The organism is Arthrobacter sp. EM1 (genome assembly GCF_029964055.1).
Taxonomy (GTDB): domain Bacteria; phylum Actinomycetota; class Actinomycetes; order Actinomycetales; family Micrococcaceae; genus Arthrobacter.
This window is the reverse complement of the sequence record NZ_CP124836.1, coordinates 2348437-2363929: the sequence shown is the minus strand read 5'-3', so window position 1 is coordinate 2363929 and position 15493 is coordinate 2348437. Positions and strand designations below refer to the sequence as shown.

The following is a 15493-nucleotide window of genomic DNA, read 5'->3' as shown; positions in this document are numbered from 1 at the left end:
CAGGGAAGCGGTAGGCGCCGCGGTCTGCTAGGAGACGGTGCCCAGTTCCTTAACGTCCTGGGCTTCCAACCGCGGGTCTGTCCCGAGCAAACGGCGCAGTGAGGCGAGCCTGGCCGGACCGGATTCTCCTGCCTGGCCGGAGGCCACCCAGGCGTCCACGCCGCAGTTGACGGCGCTGGAATCGTGCTTGCAGCCCCGTTCGCAGTCGTCGGTGCCGGGCTCGAGGTCGGGGAAGGACCGCAGGATCCGGTCCGGGTCCACATGGGCGAGCCCGAAGGAGCGGATGCCCGGGGTGTCGATGATCCAGCTCCCCGCCGGCGCATCGTTGACTTTGAGGGCCAGCGCGGAGGATGAGGTGTGGCGGCCGCGCCCGGTCACGGCGTTGACACCGCCGGTGGCGCGTTCGGCGCCGGTCAGGGCGTTAACCATGGTGGACTTGCCGACGCCGGAATGGCCCAGCATCACGGTGACCTTCCCGTCGAGGTAGGCGCGCAGCTGTGCGACGGCGTCCTTGTCCAGCCGGGCGGAGAGCCCGTCATCGGAGCGGGCATCGATGCCCGAGGCGGCGGAGTCCGCCGTCTTGGAAATAATCACCGGGAAAGCAAGGTGCTGGTAGTTGGCGAGGAGCTCGGCAGGATCCTTGACGTCGGCTTTGGTGACAAGCAGCAGCGGATCGATCCCGGCGTCGTACGCGGCCACCAGGGCGCGGTCGATAAACCCGGTCCGCGGCTCGGGATTGGCGGCCGCCACCACGATCACCAACTGGTCGGCGTTGGCGACGACGGCCCGCTCGATCGGGTCCGTGTCGTCGGCGCTGCGCCGCAGCAGGGTCCTGCGGTCCTGGATCCTGACCAGCCGGGCCAGGGTGTCGGGCTCGCCGCTGACGTCGCCGACCAACGAAACGAAGTCGCCGGCCACTACCGGGTTGCGGCGCAGTTCGCGGGCGCGGGCGGCGATGATCTTCCGTTCTGCCCCCGTGCCTTCGGCGACGACGGCGGTGTAGCGTCCGCGGTCAACGGTAATGATCCGCCCGGTCACGGCATCGTCGTGGCTGGGCCGGTCCTTGGTGCGGGGCCGGGTGCCTTTTTTGTTGGGGCGGATCCGGGCGTCGGATTCGTCCCAGGAATCAGTGCTGCGTGCCACCGAAGGCGTCCTTCTCTGCCGGGGAGGCCCCTGCGGGAGGCGTGTTTCCTGCGCTGAGGCCAAGCATGGACTCCCACAGTTGCGGGAAGTCGGGCATGGTCTTAGCCGTGGTCCCAATATCCTCGACAACGACGCCCGCTACGGCCAGGCCGAGGATGGCGCCGGCCGTGGCCATACGGTGGTCGGCGTAGCTGCGGACGACGCCGCCGTGCAGCGGGGCGGGCCGGATGATGAGGCCATCAGAGGTCTCCTCCGCGTCTCCGCCGAGCCGGTTGATCTCCGCCACAAGGGCGGCCAGCCGGTCCGTTTCGTGCCCGCGGAGGTGGGCGATGCCACTGAGCCGGGAGGGACCGCTGGCTAGCGCGCAGAGTGCGGCGACAGTGGGGGCAAGTTCGCTGGTCTCGTGAAAGTTCCCGCCGGTGAGCTCCGGGCCGCCGGTGACGGTCAGGGTACCGTCGGTGAGCGACACGGTGGCCCCCATCTCCGCTAGCACGCTGCGCCACATATCGCCGACCTGCGTCGTCGGGGCCGGCCAGTTCGGGATGCGGACGGTGCCTCGGGTGGCCAGGGCCGCCGCCAGGAACGGACCGGCGTTGGAAAGGTCCTGTTCGATCCTGACGTCAAAGGCCCGGATGGGTCCGGGCGAGACAACCCAGTGGTTTGGGCGGGAATCGTCAACGGCTACCCCGGCTCCGCGCAGCACGGCGACGGTCATGGTGATGTGGTCAAGGCTGGGAACGGGCATCCCTGGGTGTTCGTGGCTCTGGTGTTCGAGGTGCAGTCCGTCCACAAACCGGGACCCGGCCAGGAGCAGTGCGGACACAAACTGCGAGGACGCGCTGGCGTCAATAACGAGGTGGCCGCCGCGCACGGCGGCCGCGCCGTCGACGGTGAACGGCAGCGAGGATGCCGGGCCTCCGTCGGGCGCGCTGACCCTGACGCCCAGCCCGGTGAGGGCTTCGATGATGGGGCCCATTGGGCGCTCGCGCGCGTGCGGATCTCCGTCGAACAGCGTCAGCCCCGGGCGCAGGGCCGCGAGGGGCGGCACGAACCGCATAACCGTCCCCGCCAGCCCGCAGTCCACCACTCCCGTCCCCCCGGCTGCCGCCTGGCTGATGGGCGTGATGGCCAGGTCCGGGCCGAAATCGCCGTCGCCGGGCACTTCCGTGATCCGGGCCCCGAGTTGCCGCAGCGCCGCGATCATCAGGGCGGAGTCCCGGGAGTGCAGCGGAGCCCGGAGCCGTGAGGGCCCGTCCGCGAGGGCGGCCAGCACGAGATAGCGGTTGGTCAGGGACTTGGACCCCGGAACGGTGACTGTTGCGTCCACCGGGTGTCCGGCGAAGGGCGCCGGCCAGAGGGCGGCAGCGTTCGCCGGCAGGGGGTGTGCGGCTGCTGTGGGGGTGGTGCCGGTCATTGCTGCTTTAGGCTCCGACGGTGTGGTCTACGGCTTTGCGTACGGCCTTGTCGGCTTTTTTCATCTGTTTGCCGGTGCTCTTCCGGACATCGGCCGCAAGGTGCTCAGCCCGCCAGGCCAGGCTGGGACGGCCGTCCGTGTCGACTGCGGCGAGCAGGACGCCGCCGGTCAGTGAGACGTTCTTGAGCAGCTGCTTGCGGCGGGCGTTGCGGCCCTCAGTGGAGGTGATGTCCGCGCTGCGCCATTCGACGTAGCTGTTGAGCGCCGAGATGACAGCCAGGATGCTTGCGGCCAGACGTGCCGACTTGCCGAGGGCAAACATAAGGCCGGCCCCGACCTGGGTGCCGCCGATGACCCGGGCGAGGACTTTTTCGCTGGTCTGGAACGGCAGGGACTCCGCCGCGCGGCGCAGCAGGGGTGAGAGCTGCGTGGCGGTGTCATCCGCGTTCTTGAGCTTGTCCAGCCCGGCAAGGACGAAACTGGACGCCAGCATGGGCCGGGCGAGAAAGCGGACAAACGACATGAAATTCCTCCTGGGTGGGCGGACCGCGGGAATGAAGCGGGAGAACCGGTTCTAGTCTTGCACTTTTGTGGAATATTTGCCCGCCGGGCGGGGTTGTCAATAGCAGATTCCAGGCCCTGGTTTAGGGCTGGATGTAGGTTCAGCGAAAGTCAGATCGGCCCGGAACGACGGGCTGGAACACGGTGCCACGGGCAAACGAGTCAGTCGTGGCGCAGGAAGGCGGAACTATGGTTCTGGTGAAGGATACGCCGTTATGGAACAGTCTCTTGGCGACCAGCGGGAAACCGGCGTTAGGAGGCGGGCAGTTGTGGGCTGATGCCCTGCAGCAGGCAACCATGCCGGCAGGCCGGGACGGCCGCCGCACTCTCACAGTAGACTTGGGGGCAATGAGCACCATGGATCCGGCCGTCACGGCCAAGCACACGGTCGCCGGAAACGGTGCCACACCCGCCAAGCCACCCGCCGCCAGTCCTGCTGGCGCACCGTCAGGGGCTGCCCCGGAGATTGACGCCGGGCTGGACGCGGCGGCCCGGGAGACGATCGTGGACGGTCAGGCGCTGGACACTGCGACTGAAACGACGCAGGAACGCCGGGCGCGGTTCGAACGCGACGCCATGCAGTATGTTGACCAGCTGTACTCCGCGGCCATGAGGATGGCCCGAAACCCCGCCGACGCCGAGGATCTCGTCCAGGAGGCGTACACCAAGGCTTTCTCCGCGTTCCATCAGTACAAGCCCGGCACCAACTTGAAGGCCTGGCTTTACCGCATCCTGACGAATACCTACATCAATCTTTACCGCAAGCGCCAACGCGAGCCCCTGCAGTCCAACTCGGACACCATTGAGGACTGGCAGCTGGCCCGGGCCGAGTCGCATACGTCCTCGGGTCTGCGGTCGGCCGAAGCCGAGGCCCTCGACCACCTGCCGGACTCGGATGTGAAGCGGGCGCTGCAGTCCATTCCGGAGGAGTTCCGGCTGGCGGTCTATTTTGCCGACGTCGAGGGATTCGCGTACAAGGAAATTTCAGAAATTATGAACACGCCGATCGGGACCGTGATGTCCCGCCTGCACCGCGGCCGGAAGCTGCTGCGGGATATGCTCGGCGACTACGCCGCCGAGCGCGGATTCAGGGCTGCAGATGCAATCGCGGCTGCCGGAAGCGACAAACAGGAGAACAGGAAATGAGCGACTGCCAGGGACTGGGCGACTGCGACGACACCCGGATGCAACGTATCTACGAGTACCTCGACGGTGCCCTCACCCACGATGACATCGCCGAAATCAAGGACCACTTGGACGGCTGCCCGGAATGTTTTGAGCAGTACGACCTCGAATGTGTCATCAGGGTCATGGTGAAGCGTTCCTGCAGCGAGGCAGCCCCGGAAAACCTCAAGAACGCGATCCTGGACCGGATCCACTCGAGCAACCCGGTTGAGGCCTGACCGGGCCCAAGGTTCGGCTCGACCGCCAAAAACGAATGACCCCGGAAACCGTGAGGTTCCGGGGTCATTCGTCTAAAGCTGTCATTCCAAGCTTTGCTTAGGCGTTGGGGCGCTTGCCGTGGTTCGCGCCGCCACGCTTACGGTCACGACGTTTACGTGCACGTTTGCTCATAGCTGGCCTCCTTAATTTTTGGTACTCAAAAGAGCTGCCCTCAAGTCTCCCACATCGGGGCACCCGCCGCGAACCGGCGGGGCGGGCGGATCACTCGAGGGAATTGCGGATGGAGATCCGTGCCTGGTCCAGTACCGTCTTGACAGTCTCCAGCGTCACCGGCGTGATCGGGTGCCGTCCGCCGTGGCGGCGCAGTTCCACCCGGACGTCGTCGCGGAAGGCCTGCACCAGCATCTCGGCCTCCCGCAGTCGGGTGTCGCCTTCCGGTGAGTAGCGCTGCCCGGCCAACGCGGCAACTGTTGAGCCAGCTGCGCGGGCCGAGGAACGCGCGGCCTCGGCCGTTGCAGCCAGCTCGGCCCGGAGGCCGCGCATGTTGACCTTGATGTCCTGCCGCAGGTTGTCGGCCAGCCGCCGGACGGACGCGCTGATATCTTTTTCCACGCCTGCAAGTTCGTCCCGCCGGCGCTCCAGCTCCAGGAGTCCGCCCGGGGTGATGCTGTAGTAGGTACGGCGTCCCTCGCTGTGGGTGTCCACCAGCCCTTCCTCCTCCAGCTTGCCCAGCCGCGGATAAATCGTTCCGGCGCTGGGGGAGTAGGTTCCGCCGAAACGTTCGCTGAGCGCCTTGATCAGCTCGTAGCCGTGCTTCGGACCCGATTCCAGCAGTGCCAGCAGATAGAGCCGCAGGGCCCCGTGGGCGAAGACCGGGGGCATCAGCGTTCCTGTACGGTGTCCGCGCCGGGCAGGCCGTGGAAGATCGACGTCCTGCCGGACACTGAATTGGTCCGGACCAGCATAAGTTGGGTGTCCGGGCCGGCGATGGTCTGGACCGTGCCTCCTGGCTGATTGTACTTCTGGTCGTCAATGACGATGGTGCCGCTGGCGGACTTGGCAATGATGTCCACGCCGACATCCTGCGGGAGCCGGATGGTGACGTCTCCGGAGACTGAATTGGCACCAAAGTCCTGGGCGAAGCCGTGCAGGTCGAAATTGAGGTCGCCACTTACGGTGTTGGCGCGGATATTGCTGAGGTCACCCGAGGCCGTGACCTCGCCCGAGACGCTCTTGGCCGTCAGCACGCCGCGATGGTTGCGGGCGATCACTTCGCCGCTGACGGTGTTGAGTGAGAGGTCCCCGGCGGTGCCGTCGGCCAGCACGGAACCGGAGACCGTGTTCAGCCGGGTGTGCCCGCTGACCCCGGAGACCATACCGTCGCCGCTGACGGTCCCGGCCTCAATGTCGATCCCGGCCGGCGCGGCGATGCTGATGACCAGCGAGTTGCTGCTGCTGTTGTTGACGGTCCCCATAAGGTTCTTGAACCACCCCTGCGGCCCGTGCAGCTGGTGGCGGACCTCGAGGCGGCCGTTCACGAGGCTGATCGCCAGCGGGTCGCCATGGACCTCGGATACTTCGATTCGGGTGACGGGCTCATCATGGGTGACGATGTCGAAGCGTCCCCGGACGATGCCGAGCTTAAGCGAGCTGACGCCGTCGACGTCGATGGTCTGCGGACCGGTGACGGTCCAGTTGTTCTCTGTCATGGCTCCTCCAGGAGGGCGATACTTCGTGCGGATAGTTGCGATATATCGTGACTCATAAGTCACGATATATCGCCGTCCTGGCACGGTCAAGATATATCGCGGAGTTTTCCCGGGGACGGATACCGGCGGCTACGCCGGCGCGTCAATCCCCAGCCACTGGAACCAGCCGCGGTGCAGCACGAGCCACGCCATCAGGCCGTAGCCGGCCTGGCCGGGGGTGCCGCCGTTCGCGGCCAGGTCCTGGCGCCACTGCTCGTGATTGAGCAGCGGCGAAAAGGTGTCGACGTAGAGGTGCTTGCGCCGGGTGGTGACGTCCGCAAATGCGGTGTTCAGTTCGCCGAGCCGGCGGTTCTGCGCGGGATCCAATGTTGGCGGCGGGCCCACGATAAAGACCTCGATCTTGTTCTGCGAGGCCGCGTCCAGGATGTTGGCGAGGTTGAGCCGGCTCCGGGCAGTCGAGAGCCCAAATTCGACATCCCGGCCGGAGAGTCCAATTACGAGGCGGTTTTCGCAGTGGTCGTTGAAGCGCCGGCCGGCTTCCGCGAGCCAACGGGCTGCCAGCCCTTCGGTGCCTTCCTGCGGGCAGGGGAGGGAATAGCATTCCAGGGACAACCCGTCCTGCGGCGTGCGCGCCAGCACCCGGCCCAGCCAGCCCAGTGCGCGGGGATCACCCAGCCCGGCCAGCATTTCATCGCCAACGGCTGCGATCCGCAGCTTTCGATCTTCCACGACTACCTCTTCACTCCAGAGCGTCCAATAAACCGTTCCCCGGGACCATCCGTGATGGCGGGGGACACCGCCGGTTAAACACCGGTGCCCGGCCGGAGTTGTGTAGGTGCACCTCCGGCCGGGCAGCGATGACCTTACTTACGTGCGAACGCCTGTTTGAGCAGAGCATCCTGCTCGGCCGCGTGGCGCTTCATCGATCCTGCCGCCGTGGAAGCCGAGGCGGGACGGGAAATGAGGCGCACCCGGCGCTCCAGGGCGTCGGGAAGGTTCAGGCCGATAAAGGGCCACGGCCCCTGGTTCGCGGGCTCGTCCTGCGCCCAGACAACTTCGGCGTTCGGGTACTTGGCAAGTTCGGCGGCAATCTCGGCGGCGGGCAGCGGGTAAAGCTGCTCAACGCGGACGATCGCTGTGGTCTTGTCACCGGTCTTCTGCCGTGTGGACAGGAGATCGTAGTACAGGCGGCCGGAGACGAGCAGGACACGCTCGACGGCGTCGGCCGGGAGCTGCTCATGCTCGGGGATGACGGTCCGGAAGGCGCCCGTGGTGAAATCCTCGACCGAAGACGCTGCGGCCTTGAGCCGGAGCAGCTGCTTCGGTGTGAAGATGATCAGCGGTTTGCGCGGCCGGCTGTACGCCTGCCGGCGCAGCAGATGGAAGTGCGAAGCGGAGGTGGTGGGGTTTGCCACGACCATGTTCTCTTCGGCGCACATCAGCAGGAACCGCTCGATCCGGGCGGAGGAGTGGTCCGGCCCCTGGCCTTCGTAGCCGTGCGGCAGCATCAGCACAAGCGAGGAACGCTGGCCCCACTTCTGTTCGGCCGAGGAGATGAACTCATCGATGATGGTCTGCGCGCCGTTGACGAAGTCACCGAACTGCGCTTCCCACAGCACCAAGGCGTTCGGTCGTTCCACCGAATAGCCGTATTCGAAGCCCATCGCCGCGTATTCCGAGAGCAGGGAGTCGTAGATCCACAGCTTGGCCTGGTCCTCGGAGAGGTGTGCCAGGGGCAGCCACTCGTCGCCGTTGGCGCGGTCGTGGAAGACGGCGTGACGCTGCACGAATGTGCCGCGGCGCGAGTCCTGCCCGGCGAGGCGGACGGGAACACCTTCCATAATGAGAGAGCCGAACGCCGCAAGCTCCCCGAAGCCCCAGTCGATGCCGCCTTCACGGGACATCGCTTCACGTTTCTCCAGCAACTGCTTGAGTTTGGCGTGGACGGTGAAGCCCTCGGGGATATCAACGTGCGCTTTGCCGATGCGTGCCAGTGTCGCAGCGGAGATTGCGGTCGACGCCGGGGCGTTGATACCGGAATCGGACTGCTGGGCCATGGGACGCTCCAGATCGGACACCGCGGCGGAATCGGCAGTGATAATCGGAATCGGGGAAGTCTGCGCTGCATGGGTTTCGGCGAAGACGCGCTCCAGCCGTTCCTGGTAGTCGCGCAGCAGCTGTTCGGCTTCTTCTTCGGTGATGTCGCCGCGGCCGATCAGCGATTCCGTGTACAGCTTGCGGACCGAACGCTTGGCTTCGATCAGGTTGTACATCAGCGGCTGGGTCATCGAGGGGTCGTCGCCCTCGTTGTGGCCGCGGCGGCGGTAGCAGACCATGTCGATGACAACGTCCTTGTGGAACCGCTGCCGGAATTCGTAGGCGAGCTGCCCGATCCGGACCACTGCTTCGGGGTCATCGCCGTTGACGTGGAACACCGGCGCCTGGATCATCTTGGCGACGTCCGTGGAGTAGGTGGAGGAACGCGACGATGACGGGGCGGTGGTGAATCCGACCTGGTTGTTGACCACGATGTGGATGGTGCCGCCGGTGCGGTAGCCGCGCAGCTGGGAAAGGTTCAGCGTTTCCGCGACCACGCCCTGGCCGGCGAAGGCAGCATCGCCATGCACCATGATCGGCAGGACGGGGAAAGCCTCGCCCTGATCGAGGCGGTCCTGTTTGGCCCGGACAATGCCTTCAAGGACGGAGTCCACGGCCTCAAGGTGGGACGGATTGGCAGCAAGGTAGACCTTGGTCTGCTTGCCGTTGTCCGAGGTAAAGTTGCCCTCGGTTCCGAGGTGGTACTTGACGTCGCCGGACCCCTGCACGGAGCGCGGGTCCTGGGTTCCTTCAAATTCGCGGAAAACCTGGGCGTAGGTCTTCCCGGCAATGTTGGTAAGCACGTTGAGCCGGCCGCGGTGGGCCATGCCAATTGCCACTTCGTCGAGTTCGTCCTCAGCCGCATCGGAGATGATGGCGTCCAGCAGCGGGATCAGCGACTCGCCGCCTTCCAGCGAGAAGCGCTTCTGGCCAACGAATTTGGTCTGCAGAAACGTCTCGAAAGCCTCGGCGGCGTTGAGCTTGGAGACGATGCGCAGCTGTTCGTCACGGCTCGGCTTGGAGTATGGGTGCTCCAGTTGGTCCTGGAACCACTTGCGCTCTTCGGGGTCCTGGATATGCATGTATTCGATGCCCGTGGTGCGGCAGTAGGCGTCGCGGAGCACACCGAGGATGTCTCGGAAGGCGAGCATCGGCTTGCCGCCGAAACCGCCGGTGGGCCATTCGCGGTCCAGGTCCCACAGCGTGAGGCCGTAGGTGAGGACGTCAAGGTCCGGATGCTTGCGCTGGACATATTCCAGCGGATCGGTGTCGGCCATCAGGTGGCCGCGCACCCGGTAGGCGTGGATCAGCTGCTGGATCCGGGCGACCTTGTTGATTTCGTCGGCCGGGTCCACCTGGAGGTCCGGGCTCCAGCGCACCGGCTCATAGGGGATGCGCAGGGATTCGAAGATGTCATCGTAGAAGTTCTGCGCGCCCAGCAAGAGCTGGTGCACGAGCTTCAGGAACTCGCCGCTGCCGGCGCCCTGGATGACACGGTGGTCGTAGGTGGAGGTCAGCGTCAGGACCTTGCTGATGGCGTTCTGGGCGATAATCTTCGCGCTGGCGCCCTGGAATTCCGCCGGGTAGTCAAGCGCGCCGACACCGATGATGGCAGCCTGGCCCTTGGACAGGCGCGGCACCGAGTGCACCGTTCCGATGCCGCCGGGGTTGGTCAGCGACACCGTGGTGCCGGAGTGATCGTCAGCGGTCAGCTTGCCGGCGCGGGCACGCTTGATCAGGTCCTCGTAGGTGTGCCAGAACTCGGAGAAGTTGAGTGTCTCCGCCTTCTTGATGTTCGGCACCATCAGCAGGCGGCTGCCGTCGGGCTTCGGCATGTCGATGGCGATGCCAAAGTTCACATGCGCCGGCTGCACGGCTACGGGCTTGCCGTTGACCTCGTCGTAGTAGACGTTCATCGAGGGGAACTGGGCCAAGGCGCGGATGACCGCGTAGCCGATCAGGTGCGTGAACGAAACCTTGCCGCCACGGGCGCGGGCCAGGTTGGAGTTGATGACCACGCGGTTGTCGATCAACAGTTTCGCGGGAATCGCCCGGACGCTGGTGGCGGTCGGAACTTCGAGGCTGGTGATCATGTTGGTGGCGATGGCCTTGGCCGGGCCGCGAAGGACGGATACCACGTCTTCCTCGGGGGCCGTCGGCGCCTTGACGTTCTTCGGCAGCTGAGCCGGGATGGGCGCCGCGCCGGGGCCGGCCTCCGATGTTTTGGAGCCGTCGCGGGCGACGGTTGCCGGGGCTTTCTTCGCGGCTGCAGGCGCCACGGCCGTCGCGGGTGCGGCCGCCGGGGCGGGTGCGGCCGCCGGAGCGGGTGCGGCCGCCGGAGCGGGTGCGGCCGCCGGGGCTGCGGACGGCTGCGCTGCCGTCGTCGCAACGTGGGCTACAACAGGAAGTTCGCGGGTGGCGGGGTGCGCAACTGTCGCTGCGCCCGAGGCCCCGTTGGTGACGGAACTGTCTCCGGCGTCGAAGGATTCGAACAAGGGCCACCATTTGGCGTCCACGGTGTTCTTGTCCTGCTGAAAACGCTCGTACAGTTCGTCAACGAGCCACTCGTTTCCGCCAAATTCCTCTGGTAGACGGTGGCTAGGCTGCTCTGGCACTTGAATTACGCCTCTTCCATGAGTTTGATTCCCACTGGTGTCACGGTGCGTCAGCACGGCGATTGAACCAGTCTCCGCGTCCAGTGAACCCAGACCCATGCCAGTCTAGTGACGATTCTCGCCAAACCGCCAATAAGGGTGACTCAAATCATCGAGTCGACTCAACGCGTCTCCGCGTCACCCAATCCAGTCCTCCCGGGGCCTCCGGCCGACCGCCGCGTGGCGTCGGAGCGCCGGGAAGGGCGGGGTCCGCGGCCGTTCAAAAGCCTCGATACAATCGCAGGGAGAACCCGTTCAGCACCGGAATGCCTACCTAAGGAGCAGCCGTGCGTTTTCTGACCGAGCCCACCACTGACCTGACCTACTCGGACCTCTTTCTTGTGCCGTCCCGTTCGGAGGTCACGTCCCGGCTGGATGTGGACCTCTCGGCGGATGACGGCACGGGCTCCACGATTCCCCTCGTCGCGGCCAACATGACTGCAGTGACCGGCAAGCGCATGGCGGAGACCATGGCGCGGCGCGGCGGGCTGGCGGTCCTGCCCCAGGACGTGCCGCTCGACGTGATCCGTGACGTGGCGGCCTGGATCAAGGAACGCCATCCCGTCCTGGAAACCCCCGTGACACTCTCGCCGTCCAGTACAGTCATCGACGCACTGCATCTGATGGGCAAACGTCCGCACGGGGCCATTATGGTGGTCGACGATGCGGGGGCCGTGACCGGCATCGTCCGGGCCGCGGACTTCGAAGGCCAGGACCGATTCGCCTCGCTCTCCTCGGTCATGCGCGTCCAGCCGCTGGTGCTGGACGCTGCCCTGCTGGAGGACGCGCCCGACGGCGGCGCCGGGGCGGGGTCGGGTCTGCGCCGCGCTTTCGACGCCATGGACGCCGCCGGCAGCGACTTTTCGCCAGTGCAGCGGAACGGTGTCCTTGCCGGGGCGCTCACTCGGAAGGGCGCGCTGCGTTCGACCTTGTACCGGCCGCTGCTGGACGCGCGCGGCCGGCTAAAAGTCGCCGCCGCCGTCGGAATCAACGGTGACGTTGCCGGGCGTGCAGCGGAACTGCTCGCCGCCGGCGTCGATGTGCTGGTTCTTGACACCGCCCACGGGCACCAGCAGAAGATGTTTGACGCCCTGGCCGCGGTTAAGGGACTCAACCCCGGTGTGCCCGTGGTGGCGGGGAACGTGGTCACGGCTGAGGCAACCCGGGAACTCATCCGGGCCGGCGCGGACATCGTGAAGGTCGGGGTCGGCCCGGGTGCCATGTGCACAACGCGCATGATGACGGCCGTGGGCCGACCGCAGTTCTCGGCCGTGCTGGAGTGCTCGGCCGCCGCGCGGGCCGCGGGCGGACGTGTCTGGGCCGACGGCGGTGTCCGGTACCCACGCGACGTGGCGCTGGCACTGGCTGCCGGGGCAAGCCAGGTGATGATCGGGTCCTGGTTCGCCGGGACGCACGAAAGCCCGGGGGATCTGCAGCAGGACGCCGGCGGCCGGCAGTTCAAGGAGAGCTTCGGCATGGCGTCCGCACGTGCCGTGCAGAACCGCAACCAGCGCGAGGGCGCCTTCGAAAAGGACCGCAAGGCCCTCTTCGAAGAAGGGATCTCCACTTCCCGGATGTTTATCGATCCGGCCCGGCCCGGCGTTGAGGACCTGCTGGACATGATCACGGCCGGGCTGCGCAGCTCGATGAGCTATGCCGGAGCTGCCGATCTTGCCTCGTTCCGGGAACGCGCCGTAGCTGGCATCCAGTCCGCCGCCGGCTACGAGGAAGGCCGTCCGGTCCCGCAGAGCTGGTAGCCGTGCCGACGGCGCGGGCAACGGCCGGTGCCCCATCCGGGGTCGCCGCGTCGGCGGCGGACGCAGGCGTTCCTGTAGACTGAAATCCTTATGGACAGTAAATCTAGGTGCCGGCCTGGGGGCTGTCAGCGGGGAACGGAAACCCTTCCCGCGCAGTTGACCCGAAGAGCCGGCAAACCCCGTTCACGCTCCCACCATTCTCCGGCGGCACGCCAGCCACAGGCCTTCAGGGGCACCCGGTCGTTCCAGGAAACAGGGTCGGTCCCGGCCGACCATCCTCCGCCGGGACCCTCCCGCGGTGCAGCCCCGGAAGCAGGCCGCTAAATGGAGTGGCTACTTCTCGCAGCAGGCTTGCTGCTCATCCTCGGTACCGGCTTTTTTGTAGCCGTTGAATTCTCCCTTGTTGCCTTGGACCAGGCCTCGGTCCAGCGGGCCGTGGACAACGGCGATACCGCCGCGGCGCCACTGCTCCGATGCCTCAAGTCCCTGTCCACCCAGCTCTCCAGCTGCCAGCTGGGCATTACCATCACCACCCTGCTCACCGGCTACGTGATGGAGCCATCGGTGGGCAAGCTGCTCGAAGCTCCGCTGGCTGCCCTGGGATTGCCGGCGGCGGCAGCGTCCTCGGTGTCCCTGGTCCTGGCGATGGCCTTCGCGACCCTGCTGTCCATGCTGATCGGCGAGCTGGTCCCGAAGAATATGGCAATTGCGCTGTCCTTCCAGGTCGGCAAGGCACTGGCCCGTCCGCAGCTGATTTTCACGGCGATCTTCAGGCCCGCCATCGTGGTGCTCAACGGCTTCTCCAACAAGGTCCTGAATATTTTCGGCCTGGAAGCCAAGGAAGAGATTTCGGGTGCGCGGACTCCGGCCGAGCTGGCCTCCCTCGTGCGCCGCTCGGCGGCGATGGGCACCCTCGACGCCGGCACCGCCAACTTCATCGACCGGACGCTCAAGTTCTCGGGCCGGACTGCGGCGGACGTAATGACCCCGCGCATCAGGATCGAGACAATCGACGGCCACCAGCCGGTCTCGGACATCGTGGAAGCCGCACGCCGCACCGGATACTCCCGGTTCCCGATTATCGGCGAGTCATCGGATGACATCCGCGGCGTGGTGCACATCAAAAAAGCCATTGCCGTTCCCGCGGACCGGCGCGCCAAGCTGGAGGCGGGCGCCATCATGACTGATGTGCTCCGGGTTCCGGAAACCATCCACCTTGATGCCCTGTTGGCGGAACTCCGCGAAGGCAACCTGCAGCTGGCCGTTGTCCTGGATGAGTACGGCGGGACCGCCGGTATCGCCACGCTGGAGGACCTTGTCGAGGAAATCGTCGGGGAAGTGGCCGATGAACACGACAAGGTCCGTCCCGGCCTGTTGCAGAGCGCCTCGGGCGACTGGTACTTCCCTGGCCTGCTTCGTCCCGATGAACTCTCCGAACAGATCCCGGGCCTGACCGTGCCCGATGAGTCTGCCTACGAAACGGTGGGAGGCTACGTTATGAGCCAGCTGGGCAGGATTGCCGCTGTGGGGGACACCGTCGACGTCGTGGGGGGCACCTTGGCTGTGACCCGCATGGACGGGCGCAGGATTGATCGGATCTGCTTCAAGCCCGTCCCGGTGCACCGCGAGGAGCACTCCCGCGGCCAGGTAGGTGCCGCATGAGCGACTGGGCAGGAATCCTCTGGCTCATTGTCCTGCTGCTGGGCAACGCTTTTTTCGTGGGCGCGGAGTTTGCAGTTATGTCCGCGCGCCGAAGCCAGATTGAGCCGCTCGCCGAGGCAGGATCCAAACGGGCGCAGACCACCCTGCTGGCGATGGAAAACGTCTCGTTGATGCTTGCCTGCGCGCAACTCGGGATCACGGTGTGTTCGCTGCTGATCCTGCAGGTGGCCGAGCCGGCCATCCACCACCTGATGGCAGTGCCGCTGGAGGCCGTGGGCATTCCGGTGGAGATCGCCGACATCGTCGCGTTCGCCGTCGCGCTGTTGTTGGTTACTTTCCTGCATGTCACCATCGGTGAGATGGTCCCGAAGAACATTTCGGTCTCGGTGGCGGACCGTGCAGCCTTGTTGCTGGCCCCGCCGCTGATTTTCATCGCGCGACTCGTGAAACCGGTGATCGTGGCGCTCAACTGGGCGGCCAACCACATCCTGAAACTTATGCGGATCGAGCCGAAGGATGAGATCACGTCGTCCTTTACACTCGAGGAGGTCCAGTCGATCGTGCAGGAATCCACCCGCCATGGGCTGGTGGACGATGACGCCGGGCTGATCACCGGGGCGTTGGAGTTCTCTGAACACACGGCCTCGGATGTGATGGTCCCGCTCGACAAGCTGGTGATGCTGAAGGCGAACACCACGCCGGCGGAGTTTGAGAAGTCAGTCAGCCGCACCGGTTTTTCCCGCTTTCCGATGCTCGACGACGACGGTATGCTCTCCGGCTATTTGCACATCAAGGACGTGCTGTCCATCCCGGACGCCGCGTACCACCTGCCCATCGCTGAGAGCCATATCCGGTCCCTGGCTAACCTGGCGATGAGCGACGAAATCGAGAAGGCCATGTCCGTGATGCAGCGCACCGGGTCGCATCTGGCGCGCGTGATCGGACCGGATGGCCTGACCCAGGGTGTGCTGTTCCTCGAGGACGTTATTGAGCAGTTGGTCGGGGAGATCCGAGACGCCACCCAGGCGACCGGCTACCGACGGCTGGGCCAGGACCAGCAGTAGGCTTCGGGTATCCCTAAATAGGAATCAT

The 15493-nt window shown here is 65.8% G+C and carries 12 protein-coding genes; 5 read left to right on the top strand and 7 right to left on the bottom strand.

What is annotated here, in order from left to right; translation table 11 throughout:
• Window positions 1-27: 27 nt before the first annotated feature.
• Genes QI450_RS10895 through QI450_RS10885 form a run of 3 tightly spaced genes read right to left on the bottom strand, consistent with a single transcriptional unit; the run spans window position 28 to window position 3080 of the window.
• On the bottom strand, window positions 28-1143 hold the full coding sequence (locus tag QI450_RS10895; protein WP_282360453.1) for a ribosome small subunit-dependent GTPase A: 1116 nt from the start codon (window positions 1141-1143) through the stop codon (window positions 28-30).
• Window positions 1127-2557, bottom strand: coding sequence for a 3-phosphoshikimate 1-carboxyvinyltransferase (gene aroA / locus QI450_RS10890; RefSeq protein WP_226774412.1), 1431 nt, complete (start codon window positions 2555-2557; stop codon window positions 1127-1129). Before aroA ends, QI450_RS10895 begins: the two co-directional genes overlap by 17 nt.
• A gap of 7 nt (window positions 2558-2564) precedes the next feature.
• Window positions 2565-3080 carry a DoxX family protein gene (locus tag QI450_RS10885; RefSeq protein ID WP_226774413.1) on the bottom strand — a complete coding sequence of 172 codons (516 nt, stop codon included), beginning with the start codon at window positions 3078-3080 and terminating at the stop codon, window positions 2565-2567.
• Between the two features lie 335 nt (window positions 3081-3415).
• On the opposite strand from QI450_RS10885, the gene QI450_RS10880 reads away from it, so the two are divergent.
• Both QI450_RS10880 and rsrA read left to right on the top strand, forming a co-directional pair.
• Window positions 3416-4264, top strand: coding sequence for a sigma-70 family RNA polymerase sigma factor (locus tag QI450_RS10880; protein ID WP_309485686.1), 849 nt, complete (start codon window positions 3416-3418; stop codon window positions 4262-4264).
• A complete protein-coding gene (rsrA, locus tag QI450_RS10875) occupies window positions 4261-4521 on the top strand; it encodes a mycothiol system anti-sigma-R factor (RefSeq protein WP_226774415.1) in 261 nt (86 codons plus the stop codon). Before QI450_RS10880 ends, rsrA begins: the two co-directional genes overlap by 4 nt.
• A gap of 262 nt (window positions 4522-4783) precedes the next feature.
• On the opposite strand, the gene QI450_RS10870 is transcribed toward rsrA, so the two are convergent.
• The 4 genes from QI450_RS10870 to QI450_RS10855 all read right to left on the bottom strand — a co-directional run bounded on the left by QI450_RS10870 (window position 4784) and on the right by QI450_RS10855 (window position 10943).
• Complete coding sequence (locus tag QI450_RS10870; protein ID WP_253032402.1) at window positions 4784-5404, bottom strand: PadR family transcriptional regulator; 621 nt, start codon at window positions 5402-5404, stop codon at window positions 4784-4786.
• Window positions 5404-6231 carry a DUF4097 family beta strand repeat-containing protein gene (locus QI450_RS10865; protein ID WP_226774417.1) on the bottom strand — a complete coding sequence of 276 codons (828 nt, stop codon included), beginning with the start codon at window positions 6229-6231 and terminating at the stop codon, window positions 5404-5406. Before QI450_RS10865 ends, QI450_RS10870 begins: the two co-directional genes overlap by 1 nt.
• A 129-nt stretch (window positions 6232-6360) precedes the next feature.
• A complete protein-coding gene (locus QI450_RS10860) occupies window positions 6361-6960 on the bottom strand; it encodes a GDSL-type esterase/lipase family protein (RefSeq protein WP_226774418.1) in 600 nt (199 codons plus the stop codon).
• A 134-nt stretch (window positions 6961-7094) separates the two neighbouring features.
• On the bottom strand, window positions 7095-10943 hold the full coding sequence (locus QI450_RS10855; RefSeq protein ID WP_226774419.1) for a multifunctional oxoglutarate decarboxylase/oxoglutarate dehydrogenase thiamine pyrophosphate-binding subunit/dihydrolipoyllysine-residue succinyltransferase subunit: 3849 nt from the start codon (window positions 10941-10943) through the stop codon (window positions 7095-7097).
• Window positions 10944-11269: 326 nt separating this feature from the next.
• Between QI450_RS10855 and QI450_RS10850 the strand changes: the two genes are divergently transcribed.
• The 3 genes from QI450_RS10850 (at window position 11270) to QI450_RS10840 (ending at window position 15465) form a co-directional block, all read left to right on the top strand.
• Window positions 11270-12739, top strand: a complete 1470-nt coding sequence (locus QI450_RS10850; RefSeq protein WP_226774420.1) for a GuaB1 family IMP dehydrogenase-related protein — start codon at window positions 11270-11272, stop codon at window positions 12737-12739.
• Window positions 12740-13063: 324 nt separating this feature from the next.
• Window positions 13064-14401, top strand: coding sequence for a hemolysin family protein (locus QI450_RS10845; protein WP_282468007.1), 1338 nt, complete (start codon window positions 13064-13066; stop codon window positions 14399-14401).
• Entirely contained in the window at window positions 14398-15465 is a 1068-nt protein-coding gene (locus tag QI450_RS10840) for a hemolysin family protein (RefSeq protein WP_226774421.1), read from the top strand. Before QI450_RS10845 ends, QI450_RS10840 begins: the two co-directional genes overlap by 4 nt.
• The last annotated feature ends 28 nt before the right edge of the window (window positions 15466-15493 follow it).

Excerpts from the sequence above, each read along its gene's own strand:
- QI450_RS10865 (WP_226774417.1), bottom strand. The coding sequence starts at position 6,231 with ATGACAGAGAACAACTGGACCGTCACCGGTCCGCAGACCATCGACGTC.
- aroA (WP_226774412.1), bottom strand. The coding sequence starts at position 2,557 with ATGACCGGCACCACCCCCACAGCAGCCGCACACCCCCTGCCGGCGAAC.
- rsrA (WP_226774415.1), top strand. The coding sequence starts at position 4,261 with ATGAGCGACTGCCAGGGACTGGGCGACTGCGACGACACCCGGATGCAA.
- QI450_RS10840 (WP_226774421.1), top strand. The coding sequence starts at position 14,398 with ATGAGCGACTGGGCAGGAATCCTCTGGCTCATTGTCCTGCTGCTGGGC.
- QI450_RS10880 (WP_309485686.1), top strand. The coding sequence starts at position 3,416 with ATGCCGGCAGGCCGGGACGGCCGCCGCACTCTCACAGTAGACTTGGGG.
- QI450_RS10870 (WP_253032402.1), bottom strand. The coding sequence starts at position 5,404 with ATGCCCCCGGTCTTCGCCCACGGGGCCCTGCGGCTCTATCTGCTGGCA.
- QI450_RS10845 (WP_282468007.1), top strand. The coding sequence starts at position 13,064 with ATGGAGTGGCTACTTCTCGCAGCAGGCTTGCTGCTCATCCTCGGTACC.
- QI450_RS10885 (WP_226774413.1), bottom strand. The coding sequence starts at position 3,080 with ATGTCGTTTGTCCGCTTTCTCGCCCGGCCCATGCTGGCGTCCAGTTTC.